Source organism: Nocardiopsis alborubida (genome assembly GCF_012396365.1).
Taxonomy (GTDB): domain Bacteria; phylum Actinomycetota; class Actinomycetes; order Streptosporangiales; family Streptosporangiaceae; genus Nocardiopsis; species Nocardiopsis alborubida.
On record NZ_JAAXPG010000014.1, the window covers coordinates 64,216 to 85,488 of the forward strand.

Annotated in this window: 9 protein-coding genes; 4 read left to right on the forward strand and 5 right to left on the reverse strand. The window is 73.7% G+C overall.

Annotated features, from left to right (window positions below; genetic code table 11):
- Positions 1-61 precede the first annotated feature (61 nt).
- The 4 genes from HGB44_RS16005 to HGB44_RS16020 form a co-directional block, all read right to left on the reverse strand.
- Positions 62-919 carry an SAM-dependent methyltransferase gene (locus tag HGB44_RS16005; protein WP_061078577.1) on the reverse strand — a complete coding sequence of 286 codons (858 nt, stop codon included), beginning with the start codon at positions 917-919 and terminating at the stop codon, positions 62-64.
- A gap of 58 nt (positions 920-977) precedes the next feature.
- On the reverse strand, positions 978-2,300 hold the full coding sequence (locus HGB44_RS16010; RefSeq protein WP_061078578.1) for a salicylate synthase: 1,323 nt from the start codon (positions 2,298-2,300) through the stop codon (positions 978-980).
- A 291-nt stretch (positions 2,301-2,591) separates the two neighbouring features.
- Complete coding sequence (locus HGB44_RS16015) at positions 2,592-2,789, reverse strand: ferredoxin (RefSeq protein ID WP_061078579.1); 198 nt, start codon at positions 2,787-2,789, stop codon at positions 2,592-2,594.
- Positions 2,790-2,956: 167 nt separating this feature from the next.
- Positions 2,957-4,615, reverse strand: coding sequence for a (2,3-dihydroxybenzoyl)adenylate synthase (locus HGB44_RS16020; RefSeq protein ID WP_082768191.1), 1,659 nt, complete (start codon positions 4,613-4,615; stop codon positions 2,957-2,959).
- Between the two features lie 169 nt (positions 4,616-4,784).
- Here HGB44_RS16020 and HGB44_RS16025 point away from each other — a divergent pair, with 169 nt between their 5' ends.
- The 4 genes from HGB44_RS16025 to HGB44_RS16040 are packed head-to-tail and all read left to right on the forward strand — an operon-like array spanning position 4,785 to position 19,904.
- The gene (locus HGB44_RS16025; RefSeq protein ID WP_231972217.1) at positions 4,785-11,345 is read left to right on the forward strand and encodes a non-ribosomal peptide synthetase; all 6,561 of its coding nucleotides are present in this window, start codon (positions 4,785-4,787) and stop codon (positions 11,343-11,345) included.
- Positions 11,342-16,813 carry a non-ribosomal peptide synthetase gene (locus HGB44_RS16030; protein WP_061078580.1) on the forward strand — a complete coding sequence of 1,824 codons (5,472 nt, stop codon included), beginning with the start codon at positions 11,342-11,344 and terminating at the stop codon, positions 16,811-16,813. The genes HGB44_RS16025 and HGB44_RS16030 overlap by 4 nt, the downstream gene beginning before the upstream one ends.
- Positions 16,810-17,955 carry an NAD-dependent epimerase/dehydratase family protein gene (locus HGB44_RS16035; protein ID WP_061078581.1) on the forward strand — a complete coding sequence of 382 codons (1,146 nt, stop codon included), beginning with the start codon at positions 16,810-16,812 and terminating at the stop codon, positions 17,953-17,955. Before HGB44_RS16030 ends, HGB44_RS16035 begins: the two co-directional genes overlap by 4 nt.
- The gene (locus tag HGB44_RS16040; RefSeq protein WP_061078582.1) at positions 17,952-19,904 is read left to right on the forward strand and encodes a Gfo/Idh/MocA family oxidoreductase; all 1,953 of its coding nucleotides are present in this window, start codon (positions 17,952-17,954) and stop codon (positions 19,902-19,904) included. The genes HGB44_RS16035 and HGB44_RS16040 overlap by 4 nt, the downstream gene beginning before the upstream one ends.
- On the opposite strand, the gene HGB44_RS16045 is transcribed toward HGB44_RS16040, so the two are convergent.
- Positions 19,894-21,114, reverse strand: coding sequence for a cytochrome P450 (locus tag HGB44_RS16045; RefSeq protein WP_061078583.1), 1,221 nt, complete (start codon positions 21,112-21,114; stop codon positions 19,894-19,896). The genes HGB44_RS16040 and HGB44_RS16045 overlap by 11 nt on opposite strands.
- Positions 21,115-21,273: the final 159 nt, after the last annotated feature.

Below are 21,273 nucleotides of genomic sequence, written 5' to 3' on the forward strand. Positions count from 1 at the left end.
CTTCCCCCCAGACCCGCGAAGCCGACCGGCCCCGCTCGGCAGGGGCCGGTCGGCCGGGGGATCAGTCCGAGGACCGCCGCCCCAGGGCGAGCACGGTCGGATGGACCATGTAGTAGCCCGGGGCGTCGAGGACGTAGTCCGGATGGCCCGGGGTCAGGAGCCGCTCGACTTCGGCCACCTCCTCACCGCTCAGGCCCGCGTCGGTGCCGCGCTTGAGCACCGACTCCCGCATTTCCGGCCAGACGGCGTTCTCCAGGTAGGGGCGCACGGTCGGGTCGGCGTCGACGGGCGAGCCCACTCTGGGGAAGACGTTCACATGCACGTCGAGCAGTCCCGCGGCGGCCATCCAGGCGGTGTGGCGCTCATAGTGGGCGGTCCCCCCGGAGGGGATCCCCCAGTTGAGTTCGGACGCGGTGCGCGCCGCCCGCTCCAGCCGTGAGCGGCCGGGCAGGAACATGGCCTGGTAGTAGTTGCTGGTGAACAGCCCCAGCAGGCCGCCGGGGCGCAGGGCGCGCGCGGCGCGCGCGACCAGGGCCCCGGGGTCGTCGAAGTTGCCGGGCCAGACCACGTCCGACGCCCAGATCGCCTCGAACCCGTCGCCGGATTCAGCGGCCTCGTCGAGCACGTCGACCAGGTCGGCGGCGCGTACCTCGACCCTGTCCGACACCCCCTCGGACCGCGCGTGCTCACGGGCGAGGTCCAGCACGTCGGGGTTGCGGTCGACGGCCAGGACCCGGGCCCGCGGGCCGGCCGCCCGGGCCAGCGCCACCAGCCCGCCTCCGGCGCCGGTGCCCGCGTCGAGCAGGCGCGTGCGTCCGGACAGGCCCATCGCCGCGACCGCCTGTTCGACGGCCGGGGCGACGAAGGCCCGGTTGGCGAGCAGGTAGGGGATCAGTCCGTTCTGTTGGATGTCTGTCAAGGCATGACCACCTCAGCTGTCTCGGATAAGGGACGGTCGCGCTTGTCCGTCAGCGCGGTCACGGCCGCGAGGCGGGCACGACGTGCGGCAGTACGCTGCCCAGTTTCTCGCTGGTCTCCTCGAACTCGCGTTCGGGCCGGGAGCCCTCCACGATTCCGGCGCCGGCGCGGAGCCAGGCCCGGCCCTGCTCCTCGTAGACCGCGCGCAGGACCAGCGCGGCGTCGAGCTCACCGCGGGATGTGGCGGTCACCACGGCCCCGGAGTACAGTCCGCGCTCCTCCTCCAAACGGGTGATCGCCTCGATCGCCCGGGACTTGGGGATCCCCGACGCGGTGATCGCCGGGAACAGGGCCTCGAAGGCGTGCCACGGGGTGGCGTCCTCGCCCAGGCGCCCCCGGACGGTGGACGCCAGGTGCTGGACGCTGCCGCGGACGGAGACGCCCATGAACTCCGACACCGCGACGGAGTCCGGCACGCACACCGAGCGCATCTCCGCGACGGCTTCGCGAACCGATATGGCGTGCTCGTGGATCTCCTTGGGGTCGGCCTCCAGTTCGGCGCGGGCGGCGCTGTCCGCCGCCTCTCCGAGCCCCGCCGCCCGGGTGCCCGCGAGCGGGTTGGTCAGGACCTCGCGGTCGGGTCCGACCGTGACGACCAGTTCGGGGCTGAAACCCGCGCTGCGGAGCCCGTCCAGATCCAGCAGGAACGACCGCGCCGGGGTGTTGGCCCTGCGGCCGACCGCGTAGGTGGCGGGGACGTCCACGGGCGAGGGCAGCTCGACCTTCCGGGACAGGATCACCTTGTGGTAGTCGCCGCGTCCGATCTCGCGCAGGGCCCCGCCCACGAGCGCGCGGTAGGCCGGGGAACCGGCTCGTGGATCGACCGTGACGCGGTTCCGCGCCGGTTCGGCGACCTGCTCGCGCAGCACGGAGAGCACCTTCCCGCGCATCTGCGCCCCGCCCCCGCTGATCCGGGCCCCGTCAGCGGTGATGCGGACTTCGGTCCGGGGCACGATGAGGCGGGCGAGCCGCGCGGACTTCCCGGGGGCGGACGGGTGGGCCCCGCGTGACCGGAGCGCGAAGTCGAACCCCACCCAGCCGTAGGCCCGCCAGGACGGGTCGGGCAGCCCGGCCAGGGCCGTGTTCAAGGCGTCGGCCGGGCTGCCGGTGTAGTCGCGGGAGTCGGCGGTCCCGTCGGCGCCGCGGACCGTGACCCGGTCGCTGTCGAGGTCGACCCCCCACCGCACACCGCCGCCGAAGAGCCAGACCCCCTCGCGTTCGTAGAGGACGTATTCGGGGAAGAGCCCCGAGCCCGCGAGCCGGGCGGCGGCCGCGACGGGGTCGAGCGGCCCTTCGACCTGTTCGGTTTCACGACTGCTCACGGCCGTCTCCTCGCCCGGGACGACCCGGAGGCCGCGTCTGGTGTACCCGTGGTCAACATTCTTCTCCGGTCTTCTGTGGAGGCCAGCGAGGACGCCCGCCTCTTCGTCGGACGTGCGCGGCCGCCCACCCGCGGCCCGGTGGCGGGCGCATCCGCCGGTCACGGCCGCCTCGGCGACCGCCGCCGTGGCCGGTCTCAGTCCTTCGCGTCCAGGGGGGTGCCGATCGGGGCCGACCAGATCCCCTTCCCGTGCGGGGCCGGGGGAGGAGCGGGGGGAGAGCGCGCCCAGGGTTCAGTCCGAGGTGAGCTCGATCGCGCCGGAGGGGCAGCGGTCGACCGCGTTGCGCACGTGCGCGGCATCGCGGGGGCCGGGCCGGTCGGTGCGCAGTCGCACGAGCCCGTCCTCCTCGCCCTGGTCGAATACCCGGTCGGCGGCGATGACGCACTGGCCAGCGCCGATGCAGACCTCGGGGTGGACGGTGACTCGCACGCGGGGACGTCCTCCTCACTGTGGAGCGGCCCGGACAGGGCCGCCGAACGCCCGAAGGCGCTTGTGTGATCGTAAATGATAATCATTTTCGCCAGAAGCGTTCGTCCGTGTGGCTGAGGTCGCAGCGCTCTACGTGTCGCTCCGGTCGCGGAAGGTGGCGAAGGCCCTCACCGGATCCGCTCGCGCAGGGCGTTCTTGTCGACCTTGCCCACGGGGGTCAGGGGCAGCGCGTCGACGGCCTCGATCCGGTCGGGGGCCTTGTAGCCGGCCAGGCCCCTCCCGCGCAGGAAGGCACCGAGTTCGCGCACCGTGGGAGGGGTGCCCGCGCAGACCAGGAAGGCGACCGACCGCTCGCCGAGGTCCGGGTCGGGGGCGGCCACCAGGGCGACCGCCGACACGTCCGGGTGGGCGAGCAGCTGGCCCTCCACCTCGGTGGCGTCGATCTTCTCGCCGCCGCGGTTGATCTGGTCCTTCACCCGGCCGACGACATTGATGTGGCCGCTGGGGCGGAGCCGGACGAGGTCGCCGGTCCGGTAGAACCCGTCGGGTGTGAAGTGCGTGGTGGCGAGTTCGGGGGCGCGGTAGTAGCCGCGCAGTGTGTAGGGGCCCCGTGTCAGCAGCTCGCCCACGGCGCCGACGGGCACGGGGGCACCCGACTCGTCGACCACCCGTACCTCGTCACCGGTGGAGATGGGGCGCCCCTGCGTGGTGCACACCAGCTCCTCGGGGTCGTCGAGGCGGGTGACGTTGATCAGGCCCTCGGCCATGCCGAACACCTGCTGCAGGCGGCACCCCAGCGTCGGGCGGACGCGGCGCGCGAGGTCGTCGGCCAGCCGCGCTCCCCCCACCTGGAGGACCGAGAGGCTGTCCAGCTCCGCTGAGCCCGGAGCCCGGTCGGCGTAGGCCTCCAGCCACACGGGCACCATCGGCGGACTGAGCGCCGTGACGGTCACGCCCTCGCGTTCGATCAGGGGGAACGCCGACTCGGGGGCGGGGCTGGGCGCCATGACCACCGTCGCGCCCGCGGTGAGCGCGCCCAGGACCCCCGGGCAGGACATCGTGAAGTTGAAGGCGACGGGCAGTACCGCGAGGTAGACGCTGTCCGGAGTCAGGTCGCATGCGGCCGCCGCGGCGCGGGCGTTGTAGGCGTAGTCCCGGTGCGTGCGCGGGATGAGCTTGGGCGTCCCCGTGGTCCCGCCGGAGAGCAGGAGGAGACCGATGTCGCCGGCGGCGGGGCGTCCGGAGTCGGGGGCGCGCTCACCGGAGGCGTCGGAGCGCAGGTCCTCGAAGCCGACGGCGGCCTCGAGTCCGCCGGTGTCGCCGACGACGATCACATGGCGCAGCTCCCCGTGCTCCTCGCGCATGGACGCGGCCAGCGTCCGGTAGTCGAACCGCGCGTGGCGGTCGGCCACCGCGTAACCGACCGCGCGGGTGACCCGCAGGAGGTGGGAGATCTCGTGTCCCCGGTGCCCGGGCATGGCGTGGACCGGGACCGCGCCGAGGTACTGCAGCCCGAACCAGAGCAGCAGGAACTCCGCCCGGTTGGGCAGCTGCACCACCACCCGGTCGCCCCGGCGCAGCCCCCGCCGGTACAGCCCGGCCGCCACCGCCCTCGCCTCCGCGGCCAGCTCGGCGTAGGACCACCGGCGCTCGCCGTCGACGAGCGCGACGGCGTCGGGGCGCTGCTCCGCCTGGTGCGTCAGCAGGTCGGCCAGGACCTCCTCGCGCCAGAACCCGGCCGCCCGGTAGCGCTGGCTCGCCTCCTCCGGCCACCCCGGCCAGTCCTGCTCCGGAGCTGTTACGGGCATGTTTGCGCTCTTGGTCATCTCTGCTCCTTTTGCGTTCTATGCCACACATAGGGGGGATCGCGCTCGGCGCCCAGCTTAGGATAAAAAAGATAACGGTTTTCGTTTTCAAGCGAATCATCGGCCCCCGGCTCCCACCGGGTTCAGGTCGGCCCCCGAAGCCCGCTGCGAGTCAAGGAGACGATCACGCGTGTCGCTGCCAGCCGATCCGCCAACGGTGCCCACGACGGAAGGGGAACTGCGCGCCGCGGTCGCCGCGCTGGTGGACATCCCCCCGGAGGAGGTCGGCCCGGATGACGACTTGTTCGAGCTCGGCCTGGACTCCATCGCCCTGATGCGCCTGGCCTCGCGGTGGCGGCGCGCCGGTCTGGGGGTCGGCTTCGACGAACTCGCGGAAGCGGCGACCCTGCGCGGTTGGCAGCACCTCCTGGCGCCGACCGGTCCGGCCGGGGGGCCGGGCCCCGAGGCGGAGGACCCCGGCGGCCCCTTCCCGCTCGCCGCCATGCAGCACGCCTACTGGATCGGGCGCCAGCCGGGCCAGCCCCTCGGCGGGGTCGGCGCGCACTTCTACGCCGAGCTCGACGGCTCGGGAGTCGACGCGGCACGCCTTGAGGCCGCGGTGACGGCGCTGCGCCGCCGCCACGGGATGCTGCGCGTCACCGTGCTCGACGACGGCCGCCAGCGCGTGCTGGACCGCCAACCCGAACCCGCGCTGACCGTGCGCGACCTGCGGGAGGAGACGGCCGAGCGGGTCGACCAGGTGCTGGCCGAACTGCGCGAGTACTACACCCACCGGCGGATGGACGTTGAGCGGGGCGAGGTCTTCGACCTCGCGCTGACGCTCCGCCCCGGCGGCGCCACCCGGCTGCACATCGACCTCGACATGCTGGCGGCCGACGCCGCGAGCATGCGGGTGCTGCTGCGCGACCTCCAACTGCTCTACGCCGACCCCGACGCGGACCTTCCGGAGATCCCCCTGGACTACCGCGCCTACCTGAGCGCGGCCGAGACCACCCGGGCGAGGGAACGGGAGGAGGACCGCGCCTGGTGGAGCGGGCACCTGGAATCGCTGAGCGCCCCACCGGCCCTTCCCACCGTCGTGGACCCGCTCGACCCGGACTCCTCCTCGCCGCGCTTCCACCCGACCACCCGGCTGCACCACTGGCTCGACCCCGAGCGCAAGGAACGGCTGATCGCCGCCGCACGCGGCCACGGGGTCACCCCCGCCGCCGCGTTGGCGGCCGCCTTCGCCGAGGCCCTCGGGGCCTGGAGCGACTCCCCGAGATTCCTGCTGAACCTCCCGCTGTTCCACCGCGACCTGGACCTGGCGGGGGCCGAATCGCTCGTCGGCGACTTCAGCAGCTCGATCCTGCTCGACGTCGACCTCACCGAGGAGCGGACCTTCGCCGAGTCCGCGCGCCACGTACAGACCCGCCTGCGCACGGCGGCCGCCCACGGCTCCTACTCCGGTGTCGAGGTGCTCCGGGACCTCTCCCGCACCTCCGACGGCGTGCCGGCCCTGGCCCCCGTCGTCTACACCAGCGCCCTGGGCCTGGGCGAGATCTACGACTCCGAGGTCAGGAACGCGTTCGGCGATCCGGTGTGGATCATCTCCCAGGGCCCCCAGGTCTGGCTGGACGCCCAGGTGACCGAACTCGACGGCGGGCTGCTCCTGAACTGGGACGTGCGGCACCGCGCGTTCGAGCCGGGCGTTCCCGAGGCCGCGTTCGCGGCCTACCGCGACCTCGTCGAGGACCTGGTCGACGACGCCTCGGCGTGGACCAGGCCCGCGGATCCGCCGTTGCCCGCGGCTCAGGCGCGCGTGCGCGAAGCGGTCAACGCCACCGACGCGCCCGCCGTGACCGAACGGCTGCACGAGGGCTTCTTCCGCTCCGCACGCGAGAATCCCGCAGCCGTCGCGCTGGTCCCCGACTCCGGCGAACCGGTGACCTACGCCGTGCTCGCCGATCGCGCGGGTCGTGTCAGCGCGCTGCTGTCGGAGGCGGGGGTGGTGCCGGGCGACGCCGTGGTGGTCAGCCTGCCCCGTGGCGTGGAACAGGTCGCCGCGGTGCTCGGAGTCCTGGGCGCGGGCGCCGCCTACATCCCCGTCGGGGTGGAACAGCCCGCGGATCGGATGGCGCGCGTCCTGAACGCGGCCGACGCCGCGGCCGTGCTCACCGACTCCGCGCACGCCGACCGGTTCACCGACCCACCGCGGGGCCGGCAGGGGACGCCGGTCGTGCGGATCGAGGACGCGGACCGGCTCGCACCCGCGCAGCCGGAGCTCCGGCAGCCCCTCGACACGACCGCCTACGTCATCTTCACCTCCGGTTCCACCGGGGTTCCGAAGGGCGTGGAGGTCGCGCACGCGGCGGCCATGAACACCATCGCCGCTCTGAACGACCACTTCGACGTGGGGCCGCGGGACCGGGGCCTGGCACTGGCGGACCTGGACTTCGACATGTCCGTCTACGACCTCTTCGCCCCCCTGTCCGCGGGAGGTTCGGTGGTCCTCGTCGGAGACGAGTCCCGCCGCGACGCCCACCACTGGGTCACGATGATCCGTGAGCACGGGGTCACGCTCCTGAACTGCGTGCCCGCTCTGCTCGACATGGTGCTGACCGCCGCCGAGTCACGTCCCGAGGGCCTCGGCGACCAGCTGCGGTTCGTGCTGCTCGGCGGTGACTGGGTCGGTCTCGACCAGCCCGCGCGCCTGCGCGCCCTGGTCCCGGGCGCCCGGTTCACCGCCCTGGGCGGGATGACCGAGGCCGCCGTGCACTCCACGGTGTTCGAGGTCGACCGGGTCGACCCCTCGTGGGCCTCGGTCCCGTGGGGCAGGCCGCTGCCCAACATGCGCGCCCGGGTCGTGGACCACCGCGGCCGCGACCGCCCCGACTGGGTGGCGGGCGAGCTGTGGGTCAGCGGCGCGGGACTGGCGACCGGCTACCGCGGCGACCCCGAGCGCACCGCCGACAAGTTCGTGACCGACCAGGGCCGCCGGTGGTACCGCACCGGGGACCGGGCGCGCTACCGGTCCGACGGCGTCCTGGAATTCCTCGGCCGTGCCGACCACCAGGTGAAACTACGCGGACACCGCATCGAGCTGGGCGAGGTCGAAGCGGCCGCCGCCTCGTGCCCGGCGGTCACGGCCGCGGTCGCGCTCATCACGGGCACACCGCGCAGGCTCGCCCTGGTGGCGGCCGGGGCGACGGGGCCGGCGGCCGAGGCGCAGCTCCGCGCCGCTTTGGAGCGCAACCTCCCCTCCTACATGGTCCCCTCCCAGACCGTGCTGGTGGACGAACTCCCCCTGACCGCCAACGGCAAGCTCGACCGGCGGCGCGCCGAGGCGCTGGCGGAGGCCGTGACCGGCCGCGCACCCGAAGGCGAGCGCGTCGAGGACCAGTCCCCGCGGGGATGGGCCGAGACCGTGGTGGCCGAGGTCTGGGGCGAGCTCCTGGGCGTCGGGGCCATCCGGCGCGACGACGGGTTCTTCGCCCTGGGCGGTGACTCGCTGCTGGCGACCCGGATGATCGGCGCCCTGCGGGAACGGGGCGTCGGCGGAGCGCGGGTCGCGCGCCTGTTCTCCTCGCCCGCGCTGGCCGACTTCGCCGCCACGCTCACACGGCAGGAGCCGTCGACCAGCGCCGTCCTGGGAGAGGGCGACCCGGCCAACCGCCACCAGCCCTTCCCGATGACCGACGTCCAGAGGGCGTTCTGGATCGGGCGCGACAGCAGGCTCTCCCTCGGGGGCGTGGGTACCTACCACTACAGCGAGTTCGACGGCGCCGACTTCGACCTCGACCGCTTCGAACGCGTCTGGGCGGCCCTGGTGGACCGGCACGAGATGCTGCGCGCCGTCTTCGACGAGGACGGACGGCAACGCATCCTGCCGCAGGCGCCACCGGTCACGGTGGCGGTCACGGAGGTCGACTCCGCGGAGGAGGCGGAGGAGGCCCTGGCCAGGCTGCGCGAAGAGGCTTCCCACCTGAGCATCGACCTGACCCGGTGGCCCCTGTTCGAACTGCGGGCCGTGCGCTACCCCAGCGGCGGCGCGACGCGCACGCGCCTGGCGATCGGGCTCGACTACATCGTCCTCGACGCCGCGTCCATCATCGCCCTGTACGGGGAGCTCGACCGGCTCTACAGCGACCCCGAGGCGGAGCTGGAGCCGATCGACGTCTCCTTCCGCGACTACGTCCTGCACTCCGAGCCCGACCCCGACGCGGTCGAGCACGCGCGCCGGCACTGGACGCGCCGGCTCCAGACGCTGCCTCCGGCGCCCGCGCTCCCGCTGGTCGCCGACCCCTCCACCGTGGAGCGCCCCCGCTTCACCCGGCGCCAGCGCCCCGTCCGCGCGAAGTCGTGGGAGGCGATCACCGACAAGGCCCGAGCACACGGCCTGACACCGTCGGTCGTCCTGCTCACCTGCTACGCCGAAGTCCTGTCGGCGTGGAGCGACCACCCGGACGTGGCGGTCAACCTCACCCTGTTCAACAGGCAGCCGGTCCACCCCCGCATCGACCTGATCATGGGCGATTTCACCTCGGTCTCCCTGCTCGGGTACGAGCCGCGCACCGGGGAGCCCTGGTCGGACGCCGCCCACCGCCTCCAGCGCGTCATGAGCGAGGACCTCGACAACCGCGAGGCCTCCGTGACCTGGCTGCTCCAGGAGCTCGCCAAGCGCACCGGCGCGGTCGACGCGGCCATGCCCGTGGTCTTCAGCAGCTCCGTCGGGGTGGGCGACCGCACCGTCAAGGACCTCTCCGACGGTTTCCCCGAGAAGGTGTGGGGCATCTCCCAGACCCCGCAGGTGCTTCTGGACAACCAGGTCACCGAGTCCCACGGCGGTGTCATGGTCACCTGGGACGCCATCGAGGAGCTGTTCCGTCCCGGCGTGCTCGACGCCATGTTCGACGCCTACAACGCGATGCTGGCCTGGCTGGCCGAGAACGACTGGGACACGGCCGCCCCGCCGGTGCTGCCGCGCGCCCAGGCGGACGTGCGCCTCCCCGCTCAGGGCGCCCTCCCCGCCGCCTCGGAGGGCACCCTCCACGGCGAGGTCCTGCGCCGGGCGCAGGAGCGGCCGGACCTCCCCGCCGTACTGGGAGCGCCGGAGCACGAACCCCTCACCTACGGCGGGCTCGCCGCGCGGGCCGCCCGGGTCGCGGGCGGACTGGCGGAGCGGGGCGTGGGCCCCGGCGACGTCGTCGCTGTCGCCCTGCCCTCCGGAACCGACCGGGTCGTCGGGATCCTGGGTGTGCTCTCCGTCGGCGCGGCCTACCTGCTGACCGACCCGGGGGCGCCCCGGTCGCGGCGCGAAGCCGACCAGCGGGCGGCCGGTGCCCGTACCGTGATCGTCGGTCCCGGGCGCGCGGATGGACCGGAGCAGGCCGACATCGGGGATCTGGCGGCAGCCGAACCCCTGCGGGGCGCGGTCGCCGCCGATCCCGGAGCACCGGCCTACGTCACCGTCGGAGCCGGTCAGGACGGGGAGGACCCCGTCGTCGAGTTCGTCGATCACCGGTCGGCGGTGGCGACGATCGCGGCGGTGCGTGAGAGGTTCGGCGTCGACGCGCGGGACCGGGTGCTCGCGGTCGACCCCCCGGAGGCCGGAGTGGGCGCGTTCACCGTGTTCGGTCCGCTCGGCGTCGGCGGCGCACTCGTGTGCCCCGGGACCGAGGGGACGGGTGACCCGCACACCGCGGTCGCGCTGGCCGCCGAGCACGGCGCGACGGTGTGGAACGGCCCGCCGACGCTGCTCGACGAGTTGATCGCGGCGGCCTCGACCGAGGAGGGGGTGCCGCTGCGGGGCCTTCGCCTGGCGCTCGTCTCGGGCGACCGGGTGAGCAGCGGCCTGCCCGGGCGCCTGCGCGGGGCCACCGGCGGTGGAGGAGCACTCGTGGCGCTGTACGGCGGCCACGGTGTCTCCGGCTGGGCGAGCGCCGTCGAGCTCGACGGCGGCGCGGACCGCTCCGCGCCGTCCGGGACTCCTCTGCCGGGCCACCGGTTGCGCGTCGTGGACTCCGTGGGCCGGGAATGCCCCGACCAGGTGATCGGCGACCTCTGGATCGGCGGTCCCGCCGACCCGTCCGAGCCGGTCGGACGCCTGCGCCCGGCGGGTGTCCGGGCCCGGTACCTGCCGGACGGCACGGTCGAGTTCCTCGGCCCCGAGCCGCAGGTCGTACTCAGCGGTCGCCGCGTCGACCTCGGCGCCGTCGAGAGCGCGGTCGAATCCCACCCGGGCGTCGTCCACGCGGCGGTGGTCACCGTGGGGGAGGGGCGCGAACGGCGGCTCCACGCCTTCATAGTGACCGCTGACGACGGGGAGGCGGACGGCCTCTCCCGGCACCTGGCCGACCTGCTGCCCCCCTTCGCCGTGCCGGCCCGGCTCACCCGGCTGCCCCGCCTGCCCCTGACCGCCGCGGGCGCCGTCGACCGCGGCGCGCTGGCCGAACTGGCCGTCGCCGAGGAGCACGCCGCCTCGGGCCCGCCCACGGGGGAGACCGAGATCCGGATCGCCGCCGTGTGGACCGAGGTCCTGGGCACGCGGGCCGACCACCGCTACGCCGACTTCTTCGCCGCCGGCGGCGACAGCCTGAGCGCGCTGCGCCTGGTCACGGCCACGGGCGAGGCGTTCGGCGTCGAGATCTCGGTCCGTTCGTTCCTCACCGCATCCACCCTCGCCGACCTGGCGCGACAGGTCGACCACGCGCTCGCCTCCCGCGACGACGAAGAAAGCGGAGTCCTTTGAACGCCCATCAGATCGTTTCCGAAATGGAGAAGGACGGCATCCGGCTCTGGGAGGACGGCGGTGCCCTGCGGTTCCGAGCCCCCAAGGGCGTGCTGACCGAAGAGCGCAAGGCCCTGCTGCGCGAGAACCGTGCCGAGGTCCTCTCCCACCTGACCGCGCGCCGCCGCGCCGCCCGAATCACCCCCGACCCCCAGCAGGCCGGCACCCCCTTCCCGCTGACCGACATCCAGGCCGCCTACCTGGTCGGCCGCGGCAGCGCCTACGGGTACGGCGGAGTGGCCTGTCACGTCTACGTCGAACTCTCCTTCCCGGCCGACACCGACCCGGAACGGCTCCAGGACTCCTGGTGGTCCGTGGTGCGCCGCCACGGCATGCTGCGTGCGGTGGTCCACCCCGACGGTTTCCAGGAGGTGCTTCCGGAGATCCCGGAGACGCCGGTGCCGACCGCCGACCTGCGCGGTGCCGCCTCCGCCGAGGTCGAGGCGCGTGTGGACCTGGTGCGTCGCGAGCTGGCCTCCAGGGTTCCTCCCACCGACGTGCCGCCGCTGTTCGAGCTGCGCATGACGCGCTGCGACGACGAACTCATCCTGCACCTGTCGATCGACCAGCTCATCGTCGACTACGCCAGCCTGCTGCTGGTCCTGTCCGAGCTGGAGGACACGTACCACGGCCGGGAGGGCGAGACCCTGGAGATCGGGTTCCGCGACTACGTCCTGGCGCGCCGCAACCAGACCCTGACCGGTGAGTACGACCGGGCACGCGACTACTGGACCCGACGGCTGCCCACCCTGCCTCCCGCCCCCGACCTGCCGCTGCCCGCGGACGGCGGGCAGGTCGGCGCCTTCCGGCGCTTCGAGGAGGTGCTGAGCGCCGAACAGCGCGCGTCCTTCGAGGCCAACGCCGTCCGCGCGGGCGTCACCGCCTCGGCCGCCGCGATGGCCGCCTACGCCGAGGTGCTGGGCCGCTGGAGCCGCAGTCCCCGGTTCACGCTCAACGTCCCCACCTTCACCCGCCTGCCCCTGCACGCCGACGTCGATCGCCTCGTGGGGGACTTCACCTCCGTCGAGCTCCTCGCCGTCGACCTGCGGCCCGCGCAGACGTTCGCCGAACGCGCCGCCACCCTGCGCGACACCCTGCTGGAGGACCTGGAGCACTCCCTGTACACCGGGAGCCAGGTCCTGGCCGACCTCACCCGTCGCAGCGACAGCGACACCGTGCTCATGCCGGTCGTGTTCACCAGCACGCTCGGCTCCGCGGCGGCCCGCCGCCCCGCGGCCGCGATCCGGCACGCCCAGACCCAGACCCCCCAGGTCTGGCTCGACTGCCAGGTCATGGAACGCGCCGATGAACTGGCCCTGAGCTGGGACGTCCGTGAGGGGGTCCTGGGCGGTGACACCGCCGCCGACCTCTTCGCCGCCTTCACGGCCCTCATGACCCGCCTCGCGGAGGATCCGGACGCCTGGAACGAGGCGGCCCGCATCGAGCTGCCCGAAGCCACCCGCGCCGTCCGTGAGCGGGTCAACGACACCAGTGCTCCGGTGCCGCGCGCCCTGCTGCAGGACGGGGTGCTCGCGGCCGCCGAGCGCGACCCCCGGCGCGTCGCCGTCCTCGACCGGGACCGCTCGCTGACCTACGGCGAGCTGGTCGCGCACGCGACGGCTGTCGCACGGGCGCTGGGCGCCAGCGGTGTCGGCGCGGGCGACCTCGTCGCCATCACGATGGAGAAGGGATGGGAGCAGGTCGCCGGTGTCCTGGGCACCCTGCTCGCGGGAGCCGCCTACCTTCCCCTGGACACCACGCAGCCGCCGCAGCGCCGCGGGGCGATCCTCACCGACGCCGGTGCCTCGGTGGTCCTGACCCAGTCCTGGCTGGTCGAGGAGGGCGAGTGGCCCCCGGGGTGCAGGACCGTCGCCGTCGACGGCCTCCCTCCCGTGTCCGGTCCCGCGCCGCGGCCCGACACCAGCCCCGACGACCTGGCCTACGTCATCTACACCTCGGGGTCGACCGGGGCGCCCAAGGGCGTCATGATCAGCCACGCCGCGGCGTTGAACACGATCACCGACGTCAACCGCAGGTTCGGCGTGACCGCCGACGACCGTGTCCTCGCGCTGGCCCAGCTCGGCTTCGACCTGTCCGTCTACGACATCTTCGGCCCGCTGGCGGTGGGGGCGGCCGTGGTGCTGCCGGACCCCGCGCGCCGCGGTGACCCCTCCGAGTGGATCGAGACCGTCCGGAACAGGCAGGTCACCTTCTGGAACTCGGTACCGGGGCAGCTCCAGATGGTGCACGACTACCTGCGCGCCGACGACCCGCCCCTGCCGTCCCTGCGCGTCGCGCTGCTGTCGGGGGACTGGATCCCCACCGCCCTGCCCGAGGCCGTGCGGTCCTGGGCCCCGAACATGGCGGTGCACAGTCTCGGCGGGGCCACCGAGGCCTCCATCTGGTCCATCCACCACCCGATCGACCGGGTCGACCCCGCCTGGCGCAGCATCCCCTACGGCAGGCCGATGGACAACCAGACGTTCCACGTCCTCGACACGGCGCTGCGCCCCTGCCCCGACCTGGTCGTCGGCGAGCTGTACATCGGAGGCGTCGGCCTGGCGCAGGGCTACTTCGGCGACCAGGAGCGGACCGAGGCCCGGTTCATCCGGCACCCGGAGACCGGTGAGCGCCTCTACCGCACCGGTGACATGGGCCGCTACTGGCCCGACGGGGTGATCGAGTTCCTCGGACGCGAGGACCAGCAGGTCAAGATCCGCGGCTACCGGATCGAACTCGGCGACGTCCAGGCGGCGGTGGAGTCGCTGCCCGAGGTGGGCGCCGCCGCGGTCGTGCTCACCGGCGGGCGCGGCACCGCGCCCACGGGCGCGGGACAGAGCCTGACGGCCTTCGTCGAACCCGCCCGTCTGGACACCCCCCTCCCCATCCCCGAGACGCTGGTCCCCGCCGTCCGGAACGCCGCCCGGGAGGCCGGGCGGCGGGTGGACACCGCGGGGCTCGCCGCGTTCCGCGCCGCGCTCAGCGAGGCGGCCGCGGCGTCCGTCGCCGACACGCTCGCGCCGGTGTTCGCCGATGGCGGCGCGTACTCACCGGAAGAGGTGTCCGACGCTCTGGGAGCGGCCCCCGCACACCACCGGCTGGTACGGCGCTGGCTGAACGGGCTCGTCACGGCCGGTCTCCTGGAGCGCACGCCCCAGGGGAAGCTGAGCGGCCTGCGTGCCCCCGGTCCGCAGGCCACCGCCCGCGCCTGGGCCGAGGCGGCCCGACTCGAAAGCAAGGCGGGGTGGAGCACCGAGCTGTTCGCCACGGTGCGTTCCAGCGCCGAGCACCTGTCCGACCTGGTCGCCGGCCGTGAGGAGGCGGCGGCCCGGCCGTTCTCCGGAGCCGATCCGCAGGCGCTGACCGCCGCCTACGCGGAGAACGCGGGCTCCTCGGCACTGCGTTCGGTCCTGGCCGCCGCGGCCGCCGAGATCGCCCGGACCCGCGACACCCCGGACCCGCTGCGGGTCATGGAGGTCGGACTGCGCGGCGGCGGAGTGGCCGCCGACCTGCTGTCCGCCCTCTCCGACCACCCGGTCGACTACCTGGCGACCGACGGGTCGGCCCAGAACCGCTCCGCGTTCGAGCGGAACTTCTCCGACGACCCCCGGGTGCGCTGCGCGGCCTTCGACCCCGCGCAGGACCCGGCCGAACAGGGACTGGCGCGCAACTCCGTCGACCTGCTGGTCTGCGTCGGCGTCCTGGACAACCTCCCCGACGCGAACGCCGCCCTGGACCGGCTCTCCACCCTGGTGGCGCCGGGCGGGTGGATGCTCCTGCTGGCCAACACCGATGACGACGACCACGCGCTCCGCGTCTCCGCGGAGTTCATGGCCGAGCACGCGGGGCCGTTCACCGACGTCCGCCAGGAGCGGGAGCAGACGTTCCTTCGCCACGAACAGTGGCGGGAGCTGCTCGGCGACGGCGACAGCGGCCGCCGGATCGCCGCGGAGTTCCCCGAGGACCCCGAAACGGCCCGGGCCTTCGGACAGCACGTGTATCTGGTCCAGGCCAAACCGATGCAGGCCCCGGTGGCGGTGGAATCACTGACGCGCCGCGGCCACGAGCTGCTCCCCGAGTACTCGGTGCCCTCGCACTGGGAGATCGTCGACGCCCTGCCGAGAACGGAGAACGGCAAACTGGACCGCGGCGCGCTGGAGAAGCGGTCGCTCCAGCTGGGAACCGGCTCCGCGGAGGAGGCCGGTGACCAGACGCCCCGCGACGACCTCGAACGCGCACTGGCGGACCTGTGGGCCGAGCTGCTCGAAACGGAGCACATCGGACGCGACGACGACCTCTTCGCGCTGGGCGGCGACTCGCTGCTGGTGGCCCGCATCGTCGGGCGGCTGCGCGACGGGTTGGCCGGGCATGAGTGGGACCTCGAGTGGGAGGTGGTCCTGCGCCACCTGCTGCGCCGACCGACCATCGCGGGCCTGGCAGCCTACCTGCGCGAACTCTCCGCCCCCGAAGCGGAGGACGAGGCCGAGAACTCGCCGCTGGTGGAGCTGATCGCGCCCCGGCCCGGCGCCCCGGTGACCGTGCTCGTACACGCCGGAACGGGGACCCTGCTCCCGTACCGGCCCCTGGTCACCCGGCTCCGCGCCCGTTCCACCGAAGGACACGGCCTGGTGGGTCTGGAGCTGCCGGCGCCCGAGGACTTCCGCAACGCCGACCCGAACGGGCTCATCGACCGCACGGCCGCCGAGTACGTGCGCGCCCTGATCGACGCCGGGCACACGCGGGTCGACGTCGTCGGCTACTGCGTGGGCGGGGTCATCGCCACCGAGGTGGCCCGCGGGCTCGCCGAGGCCGGTGCCACCGTCCGGAGTCTCACGGTCATCAGCAGCCACAGCCCGACCTTCCGTATCGACGACGAGCTGCTCTCCGAGTACTCCTTCTCGCTCATGATGGGCATGGACCAGGCCCGTATCGGGTTCCCCGCCGACTCCGACCGCGTCGGTGAGGCGGTCTCCGCCCTGCTCGACCGTTCTCCGGAGGCCGTCCTGGACGGCGCGATCGCCGATCTGGACGGGGAGTTCGCCGATGTCGGGGCCTCCTTCGAGGCCCTGGAGGCGCTGCCCAGGATGGCCCGGGTGAAGCGCATGTGCGAGGCGCTGCCGCCCGAGCTCGCCGACACCTACCAGCCCGAGGGCCTGCTGCGGGCGCTGCGCACCTACCAGCAGAGCATCTTCGCGCTGAGCCGGCACCGGGCCGAACCCTACGCGGGCGACATCACCTTCCTGCGGCACAACGGCGCCTACCCCTTCCCGGGAAGCGCCGACACCATCGCCGACCACTGGGCGCGGATCTGCCTCGGCGAACTGCGCACCCGCGACATCCCCGGCGAGCACTTCACCTGCATGACGGGTCAGAACGTCCCCACCGTGGACGGTCACCTGCACGAGATCATCGAAGGGAAGACGTCATGATCGGCCTCATCGGCGCCTCGGGCGCGGTCGGTCGCCATACCGCCGCCGCCCTGGCCCAAGCCGGCGTCGGCCCGTTGCGCCTGGGAGCCCGGCGGCCCTCCGCCGTGCCCCCGGGCCCCTGGCCCGAAGGCAGCGAGACCGTCGGGGTCGACGCCCTGGACCCCGCCTCACTCGCCCGGTTCAGCGCGGACTGCACCCTGTTGGTCAACTGCGCCGGACCGAGCTACCTGCTCAAGGACACCGTCGTCCGGGCCGGGCTGGCCGCGGGCGCCGACGTCGTCGACGTCCTCGGCGACGACCCCGTCCACGAGTCCCTGACGGAGTCGGGCGCGGTCGGGTCGGACCGCTGCGTCGTCCTTTCGGCCGGGACCGTCCCCGGCCTGGCCGGCCTCGTCCCCCTCTGGCTCGCCGGAGCCGACCCCGGGAGGGGGCCGGCGCGCAGGATGACCGGTTACGCCGGCGGGCTGGAGCACGCGACCGAGAGCGTGGCGGCCGACATCGTGCTCTCCCTCGACACCGGCGGAGCGGGCGGCGAGCGCTTCGGCCGCCCCTTGGCGGCCTGGCGACACGGCCGCCGCGCCGACAGGGCCCTGCGGGTGGCCGACGGCGCCGAGGTCCCCTACTTCCCCCACCGGGTCACCCTGCACCCGCTCCTGACCGCCGAGGTGGAGCGCCTGGCCGCGCGGATGGGCCTGGCCGAGGCCGACTGGTACAACGTCTTCCCCGGAGCGCAGGTGCGCGCACTGTTCACCGCGCTGCCGACGCTGCCGATGGACACAGCCGGGGAGCGGGCCGCGGTGACCGAGCGCATCCGGCGCGCGGCCGAGGTCGACGCCGCGGGCAGCGCGCCCTACTACCGCCTGGTGTTCGGCCTCTCGGGGCAGGACTGGGCGCGCACCTGCGTCGTGTACAGCGAGAGCAGCTACCAGCTCACCGGCGCGGTCGCGGCGCTCGCGGTCCTGGACGTCCTCGCCGGCCGCATCGGCAGGGGGCTGCACTACGCCGCCGAGGCGATGGATCCGCGAGCCACGGTGGCGGCGCTCAGCGCCAACGGGGACGCGGAGTTCGCGGTCCATGAGCACGCCTCCGCGCTGCCGGACCCCGGGGACGCGGACGCCGCCGTCGAGGACGGTGAACTGTGAGCGCCCCGGCGCCGCTGCGCGCCGTCGTCTGCGGCACGAACTTCGGCCGCCTCTACATCGACGCCGTCCAGCGCCACCCGGAGTTCACCCTGGCGGGGATCCTCTCCACGGGCAGCCGTTACTCCCGGGAGCTGGCCGCACGGCACGGTGTACCCTGCCACACCTCCCCGGAGGAGCTGCCCGACGACATCGACGCCGCCTTCGTGGCGGTTCCCGCGGCGGTCATGGGCGGTAGGGGCTCGGAGCTCGCGCGCACCCTGCTCGACAGGGGGGTGCACGTGCTCCAGGAGCACCCGCTGCACCCCGACGAGCTGTCGGAGTCCCTGCGCGCGGCGCGGCGGGCCAACCGGCAGTTCCAGGTCAACACCCACTACCCCCACGTGGCCCCGGTGCGCGGCTTCATCGAGGCGGCCGGCAGGCTGAGGAGGCTGCAGCGCGTCCTGTTCGTCGACGCGGCGGCCCCGGTCCACGTTCTGGCCCCCCTGATCGACATCCTGGCCCGCGCCCTGGGCGGTACACGCCCCTGGCGGCTGGGCGATCCGGCTCCGGTGCCCGAGGACGTCGCCGCGGCCGCGAACGGCGAGGCGCCGCTGAGGCTGCTGCACGGCGCCATCGCCGGTGCCCCGCTGACGTTGCGGGTGCACAACCAGCTCCATCCCGGCGACCGCGACAACCACTCCCTCTTCTGGCACCGCGTGGCGGTGGGTACCGAAGGCGGGGTCCTGACCCTGGCCGACACCCACGGTCCGGTGCTGTGGCACCCGCGGGTGCACTCCCCCCGGGACTCCGGGCACCGGCTGGTGTTCACGCCCGAGGCCGGTGCCGAGGCGCTCCGGCTGCCCGCGTCGGCGGTCCTGGACCGGGTGGACCCGGCGCCCCGCATCTCCGACATCTTCTCGGAGCTGTGGCCCGAGGCGATCGGCGAGGCCCTCGACGGCTTCGCCGCGGCGATCGCCGCGGGCGGGGACCCGCTCCGGTCGGCCCAGCACGACCTCGCGGTCTTCGCGGTCTGGCGGGACCTGATGGCCCGTCTGGGACCACCGGAGCTGATCCGTCCCGCCGACCCCGAACCCCTGGCTCCCGCCGTGCTCGCGTCGCCCGGCGCCCCGGCGGGGTCCGCCGGCCCCCGGGCCGACGAGGCCCGCCCGGCCCTTGCCGGTGAACCGGCCCGCCCGCACGCGGCGGACCTGTCGGACTACAACGAGGCCGCGGAGTTCTTCGACCTCGGTGCGCGCGAGCACACCGCCCGCACCGGCCCCGCGGTCGTCGCGTGCCTTTCCGGGATCGACCCGGGCGCCGGGCTCCTGGTGGACATCGGTGCGGGCAGCGGACTGGTCACCCGGCAGGTCGCGGCGGCCTACCCCGACTCCCGGCTGATCGCCACCGAACCCGCCGCGGGGATGCGCGCCCTGCTCACGGCCCGGGTCGGCGACGACCCCGGGCTCGCGCGGAGGGTGACCGTCCTGCCCCACGCCGCGGAGCGCCTGCTGGAGCCGGGAGTCCTCCCCGAACGGCTGTGCGGGGTCGTGGTCTGCGGGGTGCTGGGTCACCTCGAACCCGACCTCCGACGCGAACTCCTGCTGGGGCTGGCCCGGCGCCTGGCGCCCGGGGCCCCGATCGTGGTCGAGCTGACGGGGATGCGCGAGCCCACGACGATCCGCCCGACCCTCCTGCGCCACGCCGAGCTCGGCGACCAGCGGTACGAGTGGTGGATGTCCGGAGAACCGGACGGCCCGGACCGGATGCGCCTCGACACCGCGTGGCGCGTCTTCCGGGGGGATGAGCCCGTACGCGAGGTCCGGGAGCAGTACCGCTGGTACACGCTGGAGCTCGCACAGCTCGCCCGGGAGTGCGGTCTGCGCCTCACCCCGCCGCCCGCACCCCACACCGCGAGCGTGCCCTACCTGGGTACGCTCACGGCGCCGGGGGACGGTTCGGTCACCACGTGACGAGTACCCGTTCGGGTCCGAAGGCGATTCCGTCGTGACGAAAGCGGACCGACTCGAACGGCTCGGCCGCCCGCAGCCCGGGCATCCGGTCGACCAGGGTGCCGATGGCGACACCCAGTTCGAGGCGGGCGATGTTCTGGCCGACGCACTGGTGGATCCCGTAGCTGAACGCCACGTGGGTCCTGCCGGTGCGGTCGAAGTCGATCCGCTCGGGGTCGGGGAACACCGCGGGGTCGTGGTCGGCCGCCGCCAGCAACGGGATGATCCCGTCGCCGGCGGGGATCACGGTCCCGCCGACCTCGATGTCCTCGGTCGCCGTGCGCAGCGCGATGGAGTCTCCCACGGAGAGCGCCCGCAGGAGTTCCTCGACCGCCTGCGGGAGCACCGCGGGGTCGCGTCGCAGCCGGTCGAGCAGGTCGGGCCGCTGCAGCAGTGCGAGCACGCTCAGCGCGATCTGGTTGGTGGTGGTCTCCCATCCCGCGACGATCAGGATGCTGATCGTGGTCACCAGTTCCTGCCGGGTCAGCTCGCCCGAACGCAACTGCTCGTGGACCAGTCGGCTCAGCAGGTCCTCGCCGGGGGCGCTCTCCTTCGCGCGCACGGCGTCCTCCACCACGGCGCCCAGGGCTCCGATGCCTTCGCTGGCGCCCTCGGCTGTGCTGCCGCCCCCTCCGAAGACCTGCGAGCCCAGGGTCTCGGTGACGCGCCGAAACAGCTGGTCGCCGCGACGCAACCCGATCAGTTCGCACATGACGGTACTGGAGACCACGTGGGCGAAATGGGTCACCAGATCGGCCGGCGGTCCGTAGGCCAGCAATTCGTCGATCCGGTCATCGACGATCCGCTGGATATCACGGCGCATCCGGCGGGCCTTGCGCACCGTCATCTCGGCCAGCAGCATCCGGCGGAACCGCGAGTGCTCGGGCGGGTCCATCCGGATGAACGGCGTCGTCTTCGTGCCGGCCTCCTGCTCACCCTCCACCAGCGCGGGGAAGCCGGGGCGGCGGATGTCCGCGCTCACACGGGGGTCGGCGAGTACCGCGCGGACCTCCTGGTAGCCGGTGACCACCCAGGCCGTGCGGCCGGTGGGCAAACGCACCTGCGACACGGGCCCCCGCCCGCGCAGGTCGGCGTAGGCGCTCGGCGCAGAGAACGGACACTCGCGCGGCATGGGAAAACCCGGAAGCCTCGCGCGGTCGGCGTCGGTCATACGCACACCAGCCCTTCTGTGCAGGGTTCAAAAACGGCAAGAAAAATCGGGGAAACGGAGAATTCGACTGATCTTCACTGATAACTTTACAGCGCACGGATCCGATTTCCAACCCGATTGGCAATATGCGATCCGAGATCAATGTCACCGACGTCGCCA